Source organism: Limnohabitans sp. Rim8, assembly GCF_943326455.1.
In the GTDB taxonomy this organism is placed as follows: Bacteria; Pseudomonadota; Gammaproteobacteria; order Burkholderiales; family Burkholderiaceae_C; genus Limnohabitans_A.
Map to the genome: position 1 here is coordinate 1 of NZ_CALPTI020000004.1, position 15,480 is coordinate 15,480.

The 15,480-nt window shown below is 58.5% G+C and carries 13 protein-coding genes and 2 pseudogenes; 10 read left to right on the forward strand and 5 right to left on the reverse strand.

The genetic code is table 11. The features are described 5' to 3' along the window. The 3 genes from Q1M54_RS03715 to Q1M54_RS03725 all read left to right on the forward strand — a co-directional run. Nucleotides 1-1,194: malonyl-CoA decarboxylase (locus Q1M54_RS03715; RefSeq protein WP_300554109.1), on the forward strand; the 1,194-nt coding region annotated here is incomplete at its 5' end. A 129-nt stretch (nucleotides 1,195-1,323) separates the two neighbouring features. Further along, nucleotides 1,324-1,749, forward strand: a complete 426-nt coding sequence (locus Q1M54_RS03720) for a heme-binding protein (protein ID WP_300554111.1) — start codon at nucleotides 1,324-1,326, stop codon at nucleotides 1,747-1,749. A gap of 4 nt (nucleotides 1,750-1,753) precedes the next feature. Beyond that, nucleotides 1,754-2,707, forward strand: a complete 954-nt coding sequence (locus Q1M54_RS03725; RefSeq protein ID WP_300554113.1) for an NAD(P)-dependent oxidoreductase — start codon at nucleotides 1,754-1,756, stop codon at nucleotides 2,705-2,707. 100 nt (nucleotides 2,708-2,807) lie between these two features. On the opposite strand, the pseudogene Q1M54_RS03730 reads toward Q1M54_RS03725, so the two are convergent. Beyond that, nucleotides 2,808-3,197 (reverse strand): annotated as a pseudogene (locus tag Q1M54_RS03730) (carboxymuconolactone decarboxylase family protein); the annotation flags it as partial. A gap of 9 nt (nucleotides 3,198-3,206) precedes the next feature. Further along, nucleotides 3,207-4,184, reverse strand: coding sequence for a tripartite tricarboxylate transporter substrate binding protein (locus Q1M54_RS03735; RefSeq protein ID WP_300554115.1), 978 nt, complete (start codon nucleotides 4,182-4,184; stop codon nucleotides 3,207-3,209). Nucleotides 4,185-4,374: 190 nt separating this feature from the next. Here Q1M54_RS03735 and Q1M54_RS03740 point away from each other — a divergent pair, with 190 nt between their 5' ends. The 3 genes from Q1M54_RS03740 (at nucleotide 4,375) to Q1M54_RS03750 (ending at nucleotide 6,851) form a co-directional block, all read left to right on the forward strand. Then, the gene (locus tag Q1M54_RS03740; RefSeq protein WP_300554118.1) at nucleotides 4,375-4,608 is read left to right on the forward strand and encodes a hypothetical protein; all 234 of its coding nucleotides are present in this window, start codon (nucleotides 4,375-4,377) and stop codon (nucleotides 4,606-4,608) included. 2 nt (nucleotides 4,609-4,610) lie between these two features. Next, nucleotides 4,611-5,660: an adenosine deaminase gene (locus Q1M54_RS03745; protein WP_300554121.1), complete on the forward strand. Its 1,050-nt coding sequence runs from the start codon at nucleotides 4,611-4,613 to the stop codon at nucleotides 5,658-5,660. Between the two features lie 93 nt (nucleotides 5,661-5,753). Next, the gene (locus Q1M54_RS03750) at nucleotides 5,754-6,851 is read left to right on the forward strand and encodes a BMP family ABC transporter substrate-binding protein (RefSeq protein ID WP_300554124.1); all 1,098 of its coding nucleotides are present in this window, start codon (nucleotides 5,754-5,756) and stop codon (nucleotides 6,849-6,851) included. Nucleotides 6,852-6,943: 92 nt separating this feature from the next. On the opposite strand, the gene Q1M54_RS03755 is transcribed toward Q1M54_RS03750, so the two are convergent. Genes Q1M54_RS03755 through Q1M54_RS03765 form a run of 3 tightly spaced genes read right to left on the reverse strand, consistent with a single transcriptional unit; the run spans nucleotide 6,944 to nucleotide 10,048 of the window. Then, a complete protein-coding gene (locus Q1M54_RS03755; protein ID WP_300554127.1) occupies nucleotides 6,944-8,314 on the reverse strand; it encodes an MmgE/PrpD family protein in 1,371 nt (456 codons plus the stop codon). A 28-nt stretch (nucleotides 8,315-8,342) separates the two neighbouring features. Further along, nucleotides 8,343-9,314, reverse strand: a complete 972-nt coding sequence (locus tag Q1M54_RS03760; RefSeq protein WP_300554130.1) for a tripartite tricarboxylate transporter substrate binding protein — start codon at nucleotides 9,312-9,314, stop codon at nucleotides 8,343-8,345. Then, nucleotides 9,311-10,048 carry a GntR family transcriptional regulator gene (locus tag Q1M54_RS03765; RefSeq protein WP_300554132.1) on the reverse strand — a complete coding sequence of 246 codons (738 nt, stop codon included), beginning with the start codon at nucleotides 10,046-10,048 and terminating at the stop codon, nucleotides 9,311-9,313. The genes Q1M54_RS03760 and Q1M54_RS03765 overlap by 4 nt, the downstream gene beginning before the upstream one ends. Nucleotides 10,049-10,244: 196 nt before the next feature. On the opposite strand from Q1M54_RS03765, the gene dcd reads away from it, so the two are divergent. The 4 genes and pseudogenes from dcd (at nucleotide 10,245) to Q1M54_RS03785 (ending at nucleotide 15,457) form a co-directional block, all read left to right on the forward strand. Continuing rightward, complete coding sequence (gene dcd / locus Q1M54_RS03770; RefSeq protein WP_019425458.1) at nucleotides 10,245-10,814, forward strand: dCTP deaminase; 570 nt, start codon at nucleotides 10,245-10,247, stop codon at nucleotides 10,812-10,814. A gap of 54 nt (nucleotides 10,815-10,868) precedes the next feature. Beyond that, nucleotides 10,869-12,323: pseudogene (locus Q1M54_RS03775) on the forward strand (DEAD/DEAH box helicase). A gap of 67 nt (nucleotides 12,324-12,390) precedes the next feature. Further along, a complete protein-coding gene (locus Q1M54_RS03780) occupies nucleotides 12,391-14,574 on the forward strand; it encodes a TonB-dependent receptor (RefSeq protein ID WP_300554141.1) in 2,184 nt (727 codons plus the stop codon). 16 nt (nucleotides 14,575-14,590) lie between these two features. Further along, nucleotides 14,591-15,457, forward strand: a complete 867-nt coding sequence (locus Q1M54_RS03785) for an alpha/beta hydrolase (protein WP_300554144.1) — start codon at nucleotides 14,591-14,593, stop codon at nucleotides 15,455-15,457. Nucleotides 15,458-15,480: the final 23 nt, after the last annotated feature.

Sequence of the window (15,480 nt, forward strand, 5' to 3'; positions counted from 1 at the left end):
CAAAGCATGGCCGTCAAGTTGATCGACAACTACGAACACTTGGACAAGCGCAGTCAAACGGATTTTTTCCACCACCTGTCCAACGAGTTCAATCCAGACCCGGCGATGGTGATGGATGCCGCCAACCGCTACAACACCGAGCGCAACGATGCCAGTCTCATCCATTTGTTTCAGACAGTGGAGCCGCCCCGGCAAGAGTTGCTGCGGCGGGTCAACCGGGCGCCTGCCGGGACCGCCACGATTTTGAAAATGCGCCAGACGCTGCTGTCGTACCTGAAGGATCATCCCGCTTTTCGGGCCACAGATGCAGACATGCACCACTTGCTCAGCTCATGGTTCAACCCGGGTTTTTTAGAGCTGCACCAGATCACCTGGAATTCACCAGCTCAGTTGCTTGAAAAAATCATTGAGCATGAATCGGTGCATGCCATTGATGGTTGGGACGATCTGCGCCGCCGCTTGCAGCCAGACCGCCGTTGCTTTGCATTTTTTCATCCCCAGTTGCCGGGGGAGCCGTTGATTTTTGTGGAGGTGGCGCTGGTACCGGGCATTGCCAAGGACATCGCTGGACTGATCAACAAGCAGGCACCTGTGGGTGAAGCCAAGAGTTTCAAATCGGCGATCTTTTATTCCATCAGCAATTGCCAGCCTGGCCTCAAAGGCGTGTCCTTGGGTAATTTTTTGATCAAGCGCGTGGCGCAAAAATTGATCGAAGAGATGCCCTCGCTCAAAACTTTTTGCACCCTTTCACCCATTCCTGGCTTGAGTGCCTGGCTCGACTCGGGTGCGCCTTTGCCCGAAGACAAGCTCAGCGCCGTGCATTTGCGCAAATGGCAAGAAGCCCAAAAAACCTTGTTGCTGGGTGGCCTGAGTTGGGCCGAACGCCTGAAGGCGGGCTGGCACCCCGATCGCTGCAATGAAGCGGAAAAAACCGGGCTCCTGCGTCTGTGCGCCCTTTACCTCGTGCACAAAACGCCCGAAGCCCGGGGTGATGCGGTGGGCAAGTTCCACCTCAGCAATGGCGCAACCTTGCACCAAATCAATTGGGCCGCTGACTTGTCTAAAAAAGGACTCCAACAGTCAGGTGGACTGATGGTCAACTACCTGTATGAACTGGACAAAGTCGAGGAACAACACGAGGCCTTCAGCCAAAAGAAGGTCTGTTTTTCACGTGCTGTGGACAAGTTGGTTTAACGGGGTGCTTTGTGAATGTGGGCGCTGTCCGATGGCGCGTCGCACCAGGCCTTTGTCAAACAGAAGACAGGCTTTGGGCGCGATTCTGATAGCCTGAAACTCTCTATTCTTTTCAGTGAGACATCAGTTGTGAACTCTTTGACTCTGAACCAAGCCAATCAAATTTTGCAAGGTGCCATCCAAGCCGCTCGGGCCGCAAATTACAAACCCATGGGCGTTGTGGTGCTGGATGAGTCCGGACAGCTGGTGGCTTATGCGCGTGAAGACGGCGCCAGCATGTTCCGCTTTGACATTGCACGGGGTAAGGCTTGGGGCGCTGTGGGCATGGGTTCGTCCAGCCGCGCCTTGGCTGAGCGCGCCAAAGACAACCCGAATTTTTTCGTCGCCTTGGCTGCTACCGCCGAAGGCAAGTTTTTGCCACAGCCGGGCGCTGTGCTCATCAAGGATGCGCAAGGCCGCATTCTGGGCTCTGCCGGGGCCAGCGGCGGAACTGGCGATGAGGACGAGTTGATTTGTATGGCGGGCATTCAGGCTGCTGGCCTGGTGGTTGGATAAGCCCGTGGCTGCAGTTGCAATAACCAAAGCGGCTTTCCCGCGTGTGGGCCTTGTGGGCCTGGGCATCATGGGTGGCACCATGGCCGAGGCCTTGTTGCAACAGGGCTACGAAGTTTGCGGTGCGGACATTGACCCCAAGGCGCTGGCTCGCCTCAAGCGCGCGGGTGGCTTGTGCCTGAGCAGTGCCGCTGAGGTGGCTGCTCGGTCAGATGTGGTGATCGTGTCTTTGTCGACCTCGAAAGCATTGGCTCAGGTGACCGAATCGATCGCATCTTTGCCCAAGGCGCAATGGCGACACAAGCCCATCGTCATCGAAACCAGCACCTTACCCATGGCGGACAAACAAGCGTGCGCTGATGCACTGGGCAAACTGGGCATCACGACCCTGGACGCACCCATCAGTGGCACGGCGGTGCGCATCAAGGAACGCGCCTGGACATTTTTTGTCAGTGGCAAGGAAACTGCCCACCGCAAGGTTTTGCCTGTCTTGCAGGTCTTCACCGACAAGGTGTCGTTTGTGGGGCCCTATGGCAACGGCACGAAGATGAAGTTTGCAGCCAACCATCTGGTGGCCATCTACAACGTGGCTTATGCGGAATCCGTGACGTTGGCCCGAAAAATGGGACTGAACCCCCAAGACGTTCTCGACCTCTTTGGCAACAGCCCCGTGCTGGGCACAGGTGTCATGCGGCTCAGAATGCCCATGATGCTGGAACGCCAATACAGCCCACCCACCATGAAGGTGGAGGTTTGGCAAAAGGACATGCAGGTGATTGGCGACATGGCCAAGTCGGTGGATTGCCCGACCCCGCTGTTCTCGACCTGCGCCGCCATCTACACCAGCGCCATGGCCATGGGGTTGGCGATGGAGGACACGGCTTCTACCGCCGAGGTCATGTCGAGCATGGCCGGCGTGGCACCCGCCAAGGGTCGAGGCAAAAAACCGCTCAAGCCTTGATTTTGGCTTTGGCTTTGGCTGGACTTTTGACCGGTTTGGTTTTGACGGGACGTGCCAATTTTTTGGCCGCTTTTTCGGCCGCTTCGATCAAAGGCAACTCATCGCGCACCGCCTTGTAGGCATCCAGCGCAGCTGGGCCACCGCAGTAAAGAAAAGAGTGCAAAATCAACTCGCGCAACTCTTCGCGCGATACGCCGTTTCGCACAGCGCCACGCAGGTGAATCTTGATCTCGGCGGGGCGATTCAAGGCGATGCACATCGACAGCGTGGCCAAGCTGCGCTCTTTCAGCGTCAAGCCAGGACGGGTCCAGACTTTGCCCCATGCGAACTCGGTGGCCAGCTCCTGAAAAGGCATGTTCAGGTCATCGGCATTGGCAAATGAGCGTTCGACGTAGTCATCACCCAGCACCTTTTTGCGCATGGCCAAGCCTGCACGGTAGCCCTCAGACTTGGGTTGAGCGCTGGACTTCTTGCTTGTAGTGGTTTTCATGGGTCTTGATCAATCTGCTTTGATGTTGGCCGAACGCACGACAGCACCCCATTTGGCGATCTCGTCTTTGATGTAGGTGGCAAACTGCTCGGGCGTATCGCCCACTGGCAAGGCGCCTTGCTGGTTCAGTTTTTCGGCCACATCGGGCAATTTCAGAATGTCCACAATTTCACGGTTCAGCCGCATCACGATGTCTCTGGGTGTCTTGGCCGGGGCCACGATGCCGACCCAGGAATAGGCTTCATAGCCCGGCAATCCGCTCTCTGAAATGGTGGGAATGTCGGCCAGGGACGGCACACGTTTGGCGCTGCCCACAGCAATCGCTTTGAGCTGACCAGACTTCACCTGGTTGATCACGGAAGGAATGCTGCTGTAGAGCATCTGGACTTGCCCAGCCAGCAAATCGGTCAAGGCAGGGCCTTGCCCTTTGTAGGGAACATGCATGGTTTGCACATTGGCCATCGAGTTGAACAATTCGCCCGCCAAGTGACCTGAGTTACCGCTGCCAGGGGAAGCAAAGAACAGCTGTTTGGGTCTGGCTTTGGCCAGGTTGATCAACTCCAGCGTCGTTTTGGCGGGCACCGATGGGTGAGTGACCAAGAGCAGAGGGAAGTTCACCATGTTGGTGATGGGTGAAAAATCCTTCAAGGGGTCATAAGGCAATTTGTCGTAGAGGCTGGGGTTCACCGCCATGGGCCCCGCTGCCGCCACGGCCAAGGTGTATCCGTCTGCAGGCGATTGCATCAAAGCCTGCAGACCCACAATGCCATTGGCGCCTGCCCGGTTATCAACCACAACTTGTTGCCCAAGACGTTCATTGAGTTTTTGTGCGACCACGCGTGCAATCACGTCGTTGCCGCCACCGGGCGGGAAGGGCACGATGATGCGAATAGGTTTATTGGGGAAAGCTTGCGCCATCACAGGTGCTGCAAAGGCGATGAGCAGGCTAGGCAACAGAGCAAACAAGGTCTTGGTGAGACGGGTCATGGGATCTCCAATGAGGTGGTGCAGATGGCACAGGTGGCAATGCATTGATACTTGCACAAAGCCTGAGATGCGCTGTAATTTGGGTGACAAACACATCAAGCGCCGCCGAGCAAAAAGGCTGTTGATGGTCACGCCGCAAAGACAATTTCGCGCCAGCGCTTCGCTGCCTGCTGAGGGTGCAAAATAAGGCATGGATTCAATTTTGCGTACTTCAGTCAACAACGGCATCTATGCCCTGCACAACCTCGCCGGTCTGCATGTGGGCAACTTCAAATGGGTCAATGGCCAATGGAAATTCAAGGCCGTCGGCTACGGACCTTCGGGCAAGGTGATGCCGGGCCATGGGCCTTTAACGCAATGGCACAACACCTGTTTTGATCGGCTGGATGAGGCCCTCATCCGGGCCCAATTCTTCAAGGAGTGATCATGTTCAAAGTCCATGCGGTAGCGCCTGACCGTTTGTCCGAATTACTGCGCACCATGCCCAAGGCCGAGCTGCACATCCACATCGAGGGTTCTTTGGAACCTGAGCTGATCTTTCAACTCGCCCAGCGCAATGGGGTGAACTTGCCCTATGCCGATGTGGCCGCCTTGCGCAGCGCCTATGCCTTCACCAACTTACAAAGTTTTCTGGACTTGTATTACGCCGGGGCCAGCGTGCTGCTGCACGAACAGGATTTTTACGACATGGCTTGGGCCTATTTTGAAAAAGCCGCCGCCGACCATGTGGTGCGGGCCGAGCTGTTTTTTGACCCGCAGACCCACACCGCACGCGGCGTGGCCATGAGCGTGGTCATCGAAGGCTTGAGCCGCGCCTGCCGCGATGCGCAAATCCGGTTGAACATCAGCGCCGATTTGATCTTGTGCTTTTTGCGCCATCTGTCCGAAGATGACGCGCTGGCCACGCTGGAGGAAGCCATGCCTTGGCGCGAACACTTCATCGGCGTGGGGCTCGATTCGAGCGAACTGGGCCACCCGCCCGAAAAGTTTGCCCGCGTGTTTGCCCGCGCCCGCGAGCTGGGCTTGCATCTGGTGGCCCATGCGGGTGAAGAAGGCCCGCCCGCGTACATCTGGGGCGCGCTGGATGAGCTGCAGGTCGAGCGCATTGACCACGGCGTGCAAGCCATCCACGATGCGGCGTTGATGCAACGCTTGGCCGACAGCCACATGCCGCTCACCGTGTGCCCGCTGTCCAACCTCAAGCTGTGCGTGTTCAAAAACCTGGCTGACCACAACCTCGGCCAGATGCTGGACGCGGGCCTGTGCGTCACCATCAACTCGGACGATCCGGCCTACTTTGGCGGTTACTTGAACGACAACTACCTGCAAACTTTTGCGGCCCTGCACCTGAGCGCTCAGCAGGCCTACAAACTCGCCGCCAACAGCATCGAGGCGAGCTTTGCGCCCGAAGCGGACAAGCACCGTTGGATGCACGATTTGAAAGTGTGTTTTCAGGGGTTTGCGGAGCAAGATTAATTGGCTTTGCGCTCTGGGTAAAATCCCACTCCGAAGCCCGCCGCCCCGGCGGGCTTTGTTTTGTTCAATCTCGGGGCCATGTAGAGGACTACCATGTATAAAAACCTCGCTGCCACGCTCGTGGCCGCCTGCTTTTTTCTTCCGGCCGTTCAGGCACAAATTTCCACCACAGCGCCAGCCAAATCCACCGCGCCCATCAAGGCCGGTTTTGTCTATGTCTCGCCCATCACCGAAGCGGGTTGGACGCGCCAGCACGACGAGGGCCGCAAGGCGGTCGAGCGGGCTTTGGGCGACCAAGTCAAAACCACCTTTGTGGCCGATGTGCCCGAAGGCGCTGATGCCGAGCGTGTGATTCGCGACCTGGCCAGCCAAGGCCACCAGATCATCTTCACGCCCAGTTTTGGTTACATGGAGCCCACACTGCGGGTGGCCAGAGATTTTCCGAATGTGAAGTTCGAATCGGTCACGGGTTTCAAGACCGCGCCCAATGTGGCGGCTTCAAATGCCCGTTATTACGAAGGCCGTTATTTGGCCGGTATCGCGGCTGGTCGCATGAGCCAAACGAATGTGGCCGGTTATGTGGCGGGTTTCCCGATTCCCGAGGTGCTGCAGGGCATCAACGCATTCACCCTGGGCATGCGCTCGGTCAACCCCAAAGCCACCGTCAAGGTGGTTTGGCTCAATGCCTGGTTTGATCCACCCAAAGAGCGCGAAGCGGCCATGGCCTTGTTCAACCAAGACGTGGATGTGATCGCGTTCCACACCGGCTCCACTGCCGTGATGGCTGCGGCGCAAGAGCGCGGCAAGATGGCCGTGGCCTACCACTCCGACATGCGCAAGGTCGGCCCGGACGCGCAGATCATCGCCGTGACCCACCAGTGGGGTGACTACTACACCTCACGCGTCAGGGCTGTTGTGTCTGGCACCTGGACTTCGGGCAATGTGTGGGGCGGCATCAAGGACGGAATGATCCGCGTGGGCGAGTTCGGCCCCAAAGTGCCCAAGGCCGTTCAGGATGAAGTGCTCGCTCAGCAGCGGCTGATCGGGACTGGCAAGTTGCAGCCATTTACCGGACCCATCACCGACAACGAAGGCAAAGCCATGTTGCCCGCAGGGCAGTCTTTGAGCGATGCCCAGATTTTGAACATGAACTACCTGGTGCAAGGCGTGCAGGGGCGCATCACACGTTAAGGCCTTCCGGCCTGGCAGGGTGGCGCCTGCCAATGCTGCATGAAAAAAGCCGAGGCGGTTGAGCCTCGGCTTTTTGTTGAGCGCTGATCAAATCAGGGTTTGAGCAAGGCCAACAAGCTTTGCAGGTTAGGCGCTTGGCCCAAATTCCAGCAGCTCTTCAAGATGGCGTTGACACGGTCGACACCCAAGATCGGGTTGGACAGGTCACGGAACTTGCTTTCCAGGTCGGCATCGGTCATGGGCTTTTGCAGCGAGCCAATGGCGTGCTCCACATGCACTTTCACGCTGCGGCCATCGTTCAGGTGGGCCGTGACGTAAACGCTTTCTTCGCGCACCGAGGTGTCCACCACCGCTTGCACTTTGTCGCGCAGGCTGACCACGTCTTCACGGCGCACGATGTGGTCTGAAAACTCGTCTTCGCCCGCACGGCCAAAGATCAGACCCACGGCGCAGCCGTGGTACACGCTGAACTTGCCTTGCAAGCCGTCCTGGGGCGTCTTCTTGCCGGTCAGTTCCAGCACCAAGGGGTGAACGCGCAGCTCGATGCTCTTGACTTCTTCTGGCTTGACACCTTGCGCACGCAACTGGGCGCAAGCGTCGATGCTGGGGTGGATCACGATGCCGCAGGCAAAGGGCTTGTAAGCGTTGAAGCTGATTTCAAAACGCTCGCCCAATTCGTCTTGCGCCTCGCGCCAGTCGTATTTGGTGGACAAGACCTGTGCCCAGCCGCGTGGTGCTTCCAGTGCCCGGGGGCTTGAAGTGAAGCCGTGCTTGGCCATGAGGGCCGACATCAGGCCCGCACGGGCAGCGCCCCCAGGGTGGAAAGGTTTGGTCATGGTGCCAAACTGCTCGCGCAAGCCCACCGGTTGCGAAGCCGCAATGCCCAAAGCCATGGCCGTTTGCTGTGCATTGAGCCCCAGCAAGCGGGCGCATGCAGCGGCCGCACCCAAGGTGCCGGTGGAGCCGGTGATGTGCCAACCCCGGTCGTAGTGTTGGGGGTACACCAGATTGCCCATGCGGCAAGCCACGTCAATGCCCAAGACCAAAGCGTCAAGCACTTGCCTGCCTGAGCTGTTTTGGGTTTCGGCCAAAGCCATCACCGCAGAGGCCACCGGGCCTGCGGGGTGGATGATGGTTTTGAGGTGGGTGTCGTCAAAGTCAAACGTGTGCGAAGAGATGCCGTTGAGCAAGGCCGCATTGGCCATGTCCACGCGTTCGGAACGACCGGCAATGGTGGCTTGCTGTGCGGGGGCCAGCATGTTGACAGCGGCCAAGGCCGATTCGACGGCTTCGTGTTGGGCTGCACCGATGGCGCAACCCAGCCAGTTGAGAAAAGTGCGGTGTGCTTCGTGATCCACCACATCGCTCCAACCTTTGGAGGGGTGTTCGGCCACAAAGCGGGCGAGTTCGGCAGTGATGGGAGGCGCGTTGTGGTCAGCGGCCACCGCGGTATTGATCGTCATGTTCAGTCCAGTCAGGGTTTCAAAAAAATCAGGCGTCCAAGTTGATCTTGCGTTCGCGGGCCAGGTCGGTCCAGCGGGCCAAATCGCGCTTCATGTACTCGAGGAATTGGTTGGGTGTCATCGGGGTCAACTCCACAGCTTCTGCGCTGAGCTTGTCACGGAAGTCCGGTTGTGCCAGCACTTGGGCAATGGCGTCGTTGATCTGCTTGACGATGGGCGCAGGCATGCCAGCCGGGCCGACCACGCCGTACCACTGCTGGGCGTCAAAGCCTTTAAGGCCCGCTTCTTCCATGGTGGGCACATCCTTGAGCGCAGGGTGGCGCTGGTTGCCAGTGACGGCGAGCGCACGGATACGGCCACCTCGGATGTGGGGCAGAGCGGCAGCAAGGCCAGGGAACATGGCCTGAGTTTGTCCGGCGATCAGATCGGTGGTCGCGGGGGCGATGCCACGGTAGGGGATGTGCACCATGAAGGCCCCGGTCTGAAGTTTGAACAGCTCTGCCGTCAAGTGTGTCAATGAGCCTGCGCCGGCAGATCCATAAGAAATTCGTCCGGGGTTTTTCTTCACGAACTCGATGAATTCTTTGACGTCTTTGGCCGGCGCATTGGCGTTGACCACCAGCACATTGGGTGTGGTCCCAATCATGCCCAGCGGCGTGAAGTCCTTGATCGGGTCGTAATTGAGTTTGCGTGTGGCGGGCGCCGTGCCGTGCGTGGCGACATAGCCTTGCATCAGTGTGTAACCATCGGGTGCGGCTTTTGTCGTCATTTGCGAAGCAATCACACCGCCGCCGCCGCCGTGGTTTTCAACCACCATGGTTTGGCCCAGCACTTTGCCGAGGCGCTCGCAAACTTGGCGGCCAATCATGTCGGAGCCGCCGCCAGCGGCCACGGGCACGATGTATTTGATGGGGCGATTGGGATAGGCCGCCTGCGCCAGTGCCAAGTTGGGCAAGGTCAGCATCAATGGGGCAGCCTGTATCAGGGTGCGTCGTTTCATGTTGTCTCCTGTGGGTTGGTGGGGGGGGGCATGCTTTGCTCTGCGGTAATGCTGGGTTGTAAACGGGCATAAGCACTGGCCACGTGCTTCGCCAGCATGTCTTTGGCGCGCTCTGAATCGCCGTTGGCGATGGCGAGGGTGATGTCATGGTGTTCGGCAATCGACGTCTTCATGCCCGTCACGTGCGACAAACTTTGCAGCCGGGCCAAGTGCAGTTTTTGGACCACTTCTTGGTAAGTGCGACTGAGCTGCTCGTTCTGGGCACCTTGCACAATCAGCCAATGAAAGTGCAGGTTTTCAGAGTAATAAGCGGCCAAGTTGGCGGCCTCTTGGGCAGTCATCATCAGGGCAATGGACGCGCTCAAGGCTTGGGCCAGTTCTTGTCGGGGCGTGGCGGCCAAATTGGCGGCTTTGGCGCCTGCGAAGCTGTCCAGCAGGCTGCGGATTTCGTACAAATCCTGAACCTCTTTTGCCTCAATGGCCCGGACAAAAACGCCCGCGTGTTTGCGTGAAACCACCAAACCTGAGCTTTCAAGCTCTCGCAGTGCTTCGCGCACAGGTACCCGCGAAACCTGAAGACGACTGGCCACATCGGGCTCGCTGATCCGGTCGCCGGGTTTGATGTCCCCCTTGAGGATGTGTTCCAGCAAGTCTTCACGCACCAATTTGGCCAGCGAGGTGTCTCGCATCGTTTTGATGCGATCCGAGGTATCGGCGGTGATCCAAGGGAGCATGGTGTGAAAATTAAAATTTTGAATATCGTATACGTTATTCAATCAATTCCAGTGTTTTATCGCCAATGTCAGGACATTGGAAAGGGCTTTGCCAAGCACCCGACGCATGGCCAGTTCACCCAAGGGTCTGTCCGAGGCCCATGAACCCTGTTCGGCATCGCGCTCTAAAATGCGGGCAAATCACCAAAGGCCAAACATGAGCATCAAGAGCGACAAATGGATCCGCCGCATGGCTGAGCAGCACGGCATGATTGAGCCGTTTGAGCCGGGCCAGATTCGTCAAAACGCGGCGGGACAAAAAATCGTGAGCTACGGCACCAGCAGCTACGGGTACGACATCCGCTGCGCGCCTGAGTTCAAAGTGTTTACCAACATCTACAGCACGGTGGTGGACCCCAAAAACTTTGATGAGCGCAGTTTTGTGGACATCGAAGGCGACGTTTGCATCATCCCGCCCAACAGTTTTGCGCTAGCCCGTACGGTTGAATATTTCCGCATTCCACGCAACGTGTTGACCATTTGCTTGGGCAAAAGCACTTACGCCCGTTGCGGCATCATCGTCAACGTCACACCCTTTGAGCCCGAATGGGAAGGCTATGTGACGCTGGAGTTCAGCAACACCACGCCACTGCCCGCCAAAATTTATGCTGGTGAAGGTTGTGCACAAGTCTTGTTCTTAGAAAGCGACGAAGTCTGCGAGACCAGCTACAAAGACCGTGGCGGCAAATACCAAGGCCAAGTGGGCGTGACGCTGCCCAAAACCTGAGGGCCAAAGCCTGGTTTTGGGCCCGTCAGCCCAAAATGCGACAATAGCGGGTTAATGACCGACTCTTTTTCCAATCTATCGCTGGCCCCGACGCTGGCACGAGCCGTGGCCGAAATGGGCTACGAATCCATGACCCCTATCCAGGCCCAAGCCATTCCGGTGGTGTTGACGGGCCAGGATGTGATGGGCGCAGCCCAGACCGGCACAGGCAAAACCGCAGCTTTTTCACTGCCTTTGCTGCAACGCCTGCTCAAGCACGAAAACCCCTCCACCTCGCCCGCCCGTCACCCTGTGCGCGCCTTGGTGCTGTTGCCCACGCGTGAGCTGGCCGACCAAGTCGCTCAACAAATCAAGATGTACGCCAAGTACACCCAGCTGCGCAGCGCGGTGGTGTTTGGCGGCATGGACATGAAGCCCCAGACCCTGGAGCTGAAACAAGGCGTTGAGGTGCTGGTGGCCACCCCAGGCCGTTTGCTGGACCACATCGAAGCCAAAAACGCGGTACTCAACCAGGTCGAGTACGTGGTGCTCGATGAAGCCGACCGCATGCTGGACATTGGCTTTTTGCCCGACTTGCAGCGCATCCTGAGCTTTTTGCCCAAGCAGCGCACCACGCTGCTGTTCTCGGCCACGTTCTCCCCCGAGATCAAGCGCCTGGCTGGCAGCTACCTGCAAAACCCCATCACCATCGAAGTGGCCCGTCCCAACGAGACGGCATCGACGGTGGAGCAGCGTTTTTACGCGGCCCAAGACGACGACAAGCGCCGCGTGATCCGCAAGGTGCTGGACGACCGGGGCATCAAACAAGCTTTCATCTTTGTCAACAGCAAGCTCGGTTGCGGCCGTTTGGCCCGATCGCTCGAGCGCGAAGGCTTGCGCACCGCCGCTTTGCACGGCGACAAAAGCCAAGACGAGCGCCTGAAAGCCCTTTAGGCCTTCAAAAAAGGCGAAGTCGATTTGTTGGTGTGTACCGACGTGGCCGCGCGCGGCTTGGACATCAAGGATGTGCCGGCGGTGTTCAACTTCGATGTGCCTTTCAACGCCGAAGACTATGTTCACCGCATTGGCCGCACAGGGCGCGCTGGGGCTTCGGGTTTGGCTGTCACATTGGTCAGCCCATCTGACACCCGCTTGGTGGGTGACATCGAAAAACTGATCAAGAAAAAGCTGGAAGTCGAAACCCTGCAACTGGACACCCGGCCAGCAGGTCCACCGCCTGAAAAGTGGGGCGAAAGGGCAGAAGACCGCCCACGCGCTCGCAGCCAAGAAGGCCGCCGCCGTGATGACTACGATCCACGTGATGCTTTAGATGCACCGCGTGAGCGCCGTGGTGGTTTCCGTCCCGCGCCGATCAACCGCGATCCGTTCTTTGAGAAACCCTATGAGGCACCCGCTCAAGAGGGCTCACCCAGCTGGGAACCCACTGCGCCCAGGGTCGCGAGGTCTTCCATCTCCGCCAACATCAAGCCCAAACGCAAAGTAGCCGCATTGTTCAAGTCGGTCGATTGATCACTGAGCGGGCTGGGTTTTGCGGGGGTGACACACCACAGTCGCTGGCCCCTGTCAAAATCACACGATGCTCCGCACTACAAACCACTGTCTGAAACCGCTTGCGATGGCCATCCAATGGGCCATGGCAGGCTTTGTTGTTCTTCCTTGGGCTGCTTTGGCGCAAAACGCGTCCCCCCCTGCAGGGGCCGCCAACGCAACCGATCTGGGTCAAGTGGAGGTGCGGGGCAACCGCAACAACGACACCGAGATGCGGCGAGAGTCTTCGGCAGCCAAAATCATCATTGGTCGCGAAGAGATTCAAAAACAAGGCGATGCCAATTTGGGCGAAGTCCTCAAACGCCTGCCGGGCGTGACCGTGCAGGGTGTGCCTGGGCGCGGTGGTGCGATCCGCATGCGTGGTCTGGGCGGTGGCTACACCCAAATTTTGCTCGACGGCGAGCGCCTGCCACCTGGTTTTTCCATTGACAGTTTGCTGCCCGAACAGGTCGAGCGCATCGAAATATTGCGTGCGCCCACCGCAGAAACAGGCGCCCGCGCCATTGCGGGCACCATCAACATTGTTTTGCGCGAAGGCCAAAAGGCCAACCCCGATGATTTGAAGATCACCCGCTCGCGAGAGTACGGCCATGACTCTACCTCGCTCAATTGGGTGCACAACCTCAACATCCAGCCATTAACAGGCACGCTCACCATGTCGGTGACTGACCAATACCGACCCGACTCGAGCAGCACAGTGATCTCTTCCAATGTCTTGGGCGACAGCACCCGCAGCAACGAATCTCTGGGCCGGCGACAAGCCATTCATGCCAATGCGCGGCTGCAATGGCGGGGCGAGCAAGGCAAGACCCTGACCTTGACCCCTTTTGTGGTGTATTCGGACTTCGCAGGCAATGGCCTGATTCAAGCCAACCGTTTGGACACAGGTGGTGTGGCCTCTGAAACTGCACAAACGCTCAACCAAAGTCGTTTTGCCATGGCGCGGCTCAATGGCCAATGGGCCCAACGCCTGTCCGCCGATGACCGCTTGGAAGTGCGCTTTGGTGTGGGCCAGTCCGAGTACGACCTGCGGATGGACCAGACCCTGACCACGCCGAGCGCTAGCCCCCCTTTGTTGCTGAACACCACGCAATTCCAGAATTTTGTCGACCGATCTGGCAGCCTGAGCAGCAAGTGGACCCGTGCCATGGACAACGGCCACCAAGTGGTCAGCGGCGTGGAACTGGAAGGCGTGCGCCGTGTTGAAGAGGCCCGGGGCTTGCTGGATGACAACGCAGGCGATTTAACGGCCAGCACCCTGCGTTGGGCAGCCTATGCCCAAGACGAATTCAAAATCAACCGCCATTGGTCTGCCCATACCGGCTTGCGTTACGAGACCATCACGACCGAGGCGAACGCCACCTCGGGCTTGAAATCCAACACCAGTTCTGTGTGGACCCCTTTGCTGCATGCCTTGTGGAAACCCGATCCCGCCAAGCGAGACCAGGTGCGCATGAGCTTGACGCGCAGCTACCGAACCCCCACCTTGCACAACCTGATGGCGCGCCCCGTGAGCTCGGGTGAAGTGATCAGCCGCCCCACCCGTCCTGACCGCATTGGTAACCCAGACCTCAGGCCCGAATTGGCCACCGGCATCGATGTGGCCTTTGAGCGTTATCTTGCCGGCGGTGGCGTGCTCAGTGCCAACGTCTTTCGCCGAGAAATCACCGACCTGATCCGTTACACCGTGACGCAGCAAAACGGTCGCTTCGTGTCATCCCCCATCAACATTGGCGATGCATCGACCCAGGGCCTGGAGTTGGAAGCGAAGTTCCGGCTCAACCAAGCCTTCACCGATGCTCTGCCGATCGACATCCGCAGCAACGTCAGTTTTTTTGGCTCCAATGTCAAGCAAGTGCCTGGCCCCAACAACCGGCTTGATCAGCAACCTGACATGACGGCCAACCTGGGCGCCGACTACCGGATTCGCCGCAGCCCCTTGACCCTGGGCGGCAACCTCAACTGGAACCCGGACTACGACACGCGCCGCACCGAGCAGGCCATGTTTTACCAAGGCGTCAAACGGGTGGTCGATGTGTACGGCTTGTGGCGCATTTCGCCCGCCAGTGCCGTTCGGCTGACGGTCAGCAATTTGCAGCCGCGCGACTACATCACCGCCAGCACCTTTGACAACGGCACCTTCAGAGAAGCATCGCGCACCACCGACCGCAACTGGCGCAATGTCCAACTGCGCCTGGAAATGAAAATCTGATTTCAAGGAGACCCGCATGGCCATCAAAAATGCCGAATGGCACGATCGCATGTACAACAACCGGGCTTTGGTGCCCGACTTCGCCGACCATTTTGCCCATTGGCAAAACGCGTCGGTGACAGCCCGCGCCCAACTGAAGTCCACGCTCGATGTGCGCTATGGCGAAGGCCCCGGCGAGACGCTGGACATCTTCCCGGCCCAAGACGCCAACGCGCCTGTGGTGATCTTCATCCACGGTGGTTACTGGCGCAGCCTCGACAAATCCGACCACTCTTTTGTGGCCCCAGCCCTGCGTGACATGGGTGCCTGTGTGGTGGTGGTCAATTACGCCTTGTGCCCCGGCACCCCCGAGCAACCCGTCACCATCCCCGACATCGGTTTGCAGATGGCCAAGGCCACCGCCTGGGTCTGGCGGCACATTGCCGAGCATGGTGGTGACCGCAGCCGCATCAGTGCCATTGGCCATTCAGCGGGCGGCCATTTGGCGGCCATGTTGCTGGGATGCCACTGGAAGCAAGTGGGGCCCGATTTGCCTGCGGGCCTGGTCCGCAAAGCCATGTCGATCTCTGGCTTGTTTGACTTGGAGCCTATTCGTAAAACGCCGTTTGTGCAGGCCGATTTGCGCATCACCCCGGCCCATGTGCGCATGGCCAGCCCCGCCAGATGGCAGCGTCCACGCCAAGGTGTGCTGTACACCGTGGCCGGTGGCGACGAAAGCCCCGAATTTTTGCGCCACAACCGTTTGATTCACCAAGCTTGGGGCCCCAAAACCGTGCCCGTATGCGAAGACTTGGGCGGCCTTAACCACTTCAGCATCGTCACCGATTTGACGCGTCCAGGTACACGACTGAACGCTCTGGCCAAACAGTTGATCGCGCTTTAAAAAACAAAAAGTCCCAGCGTTAG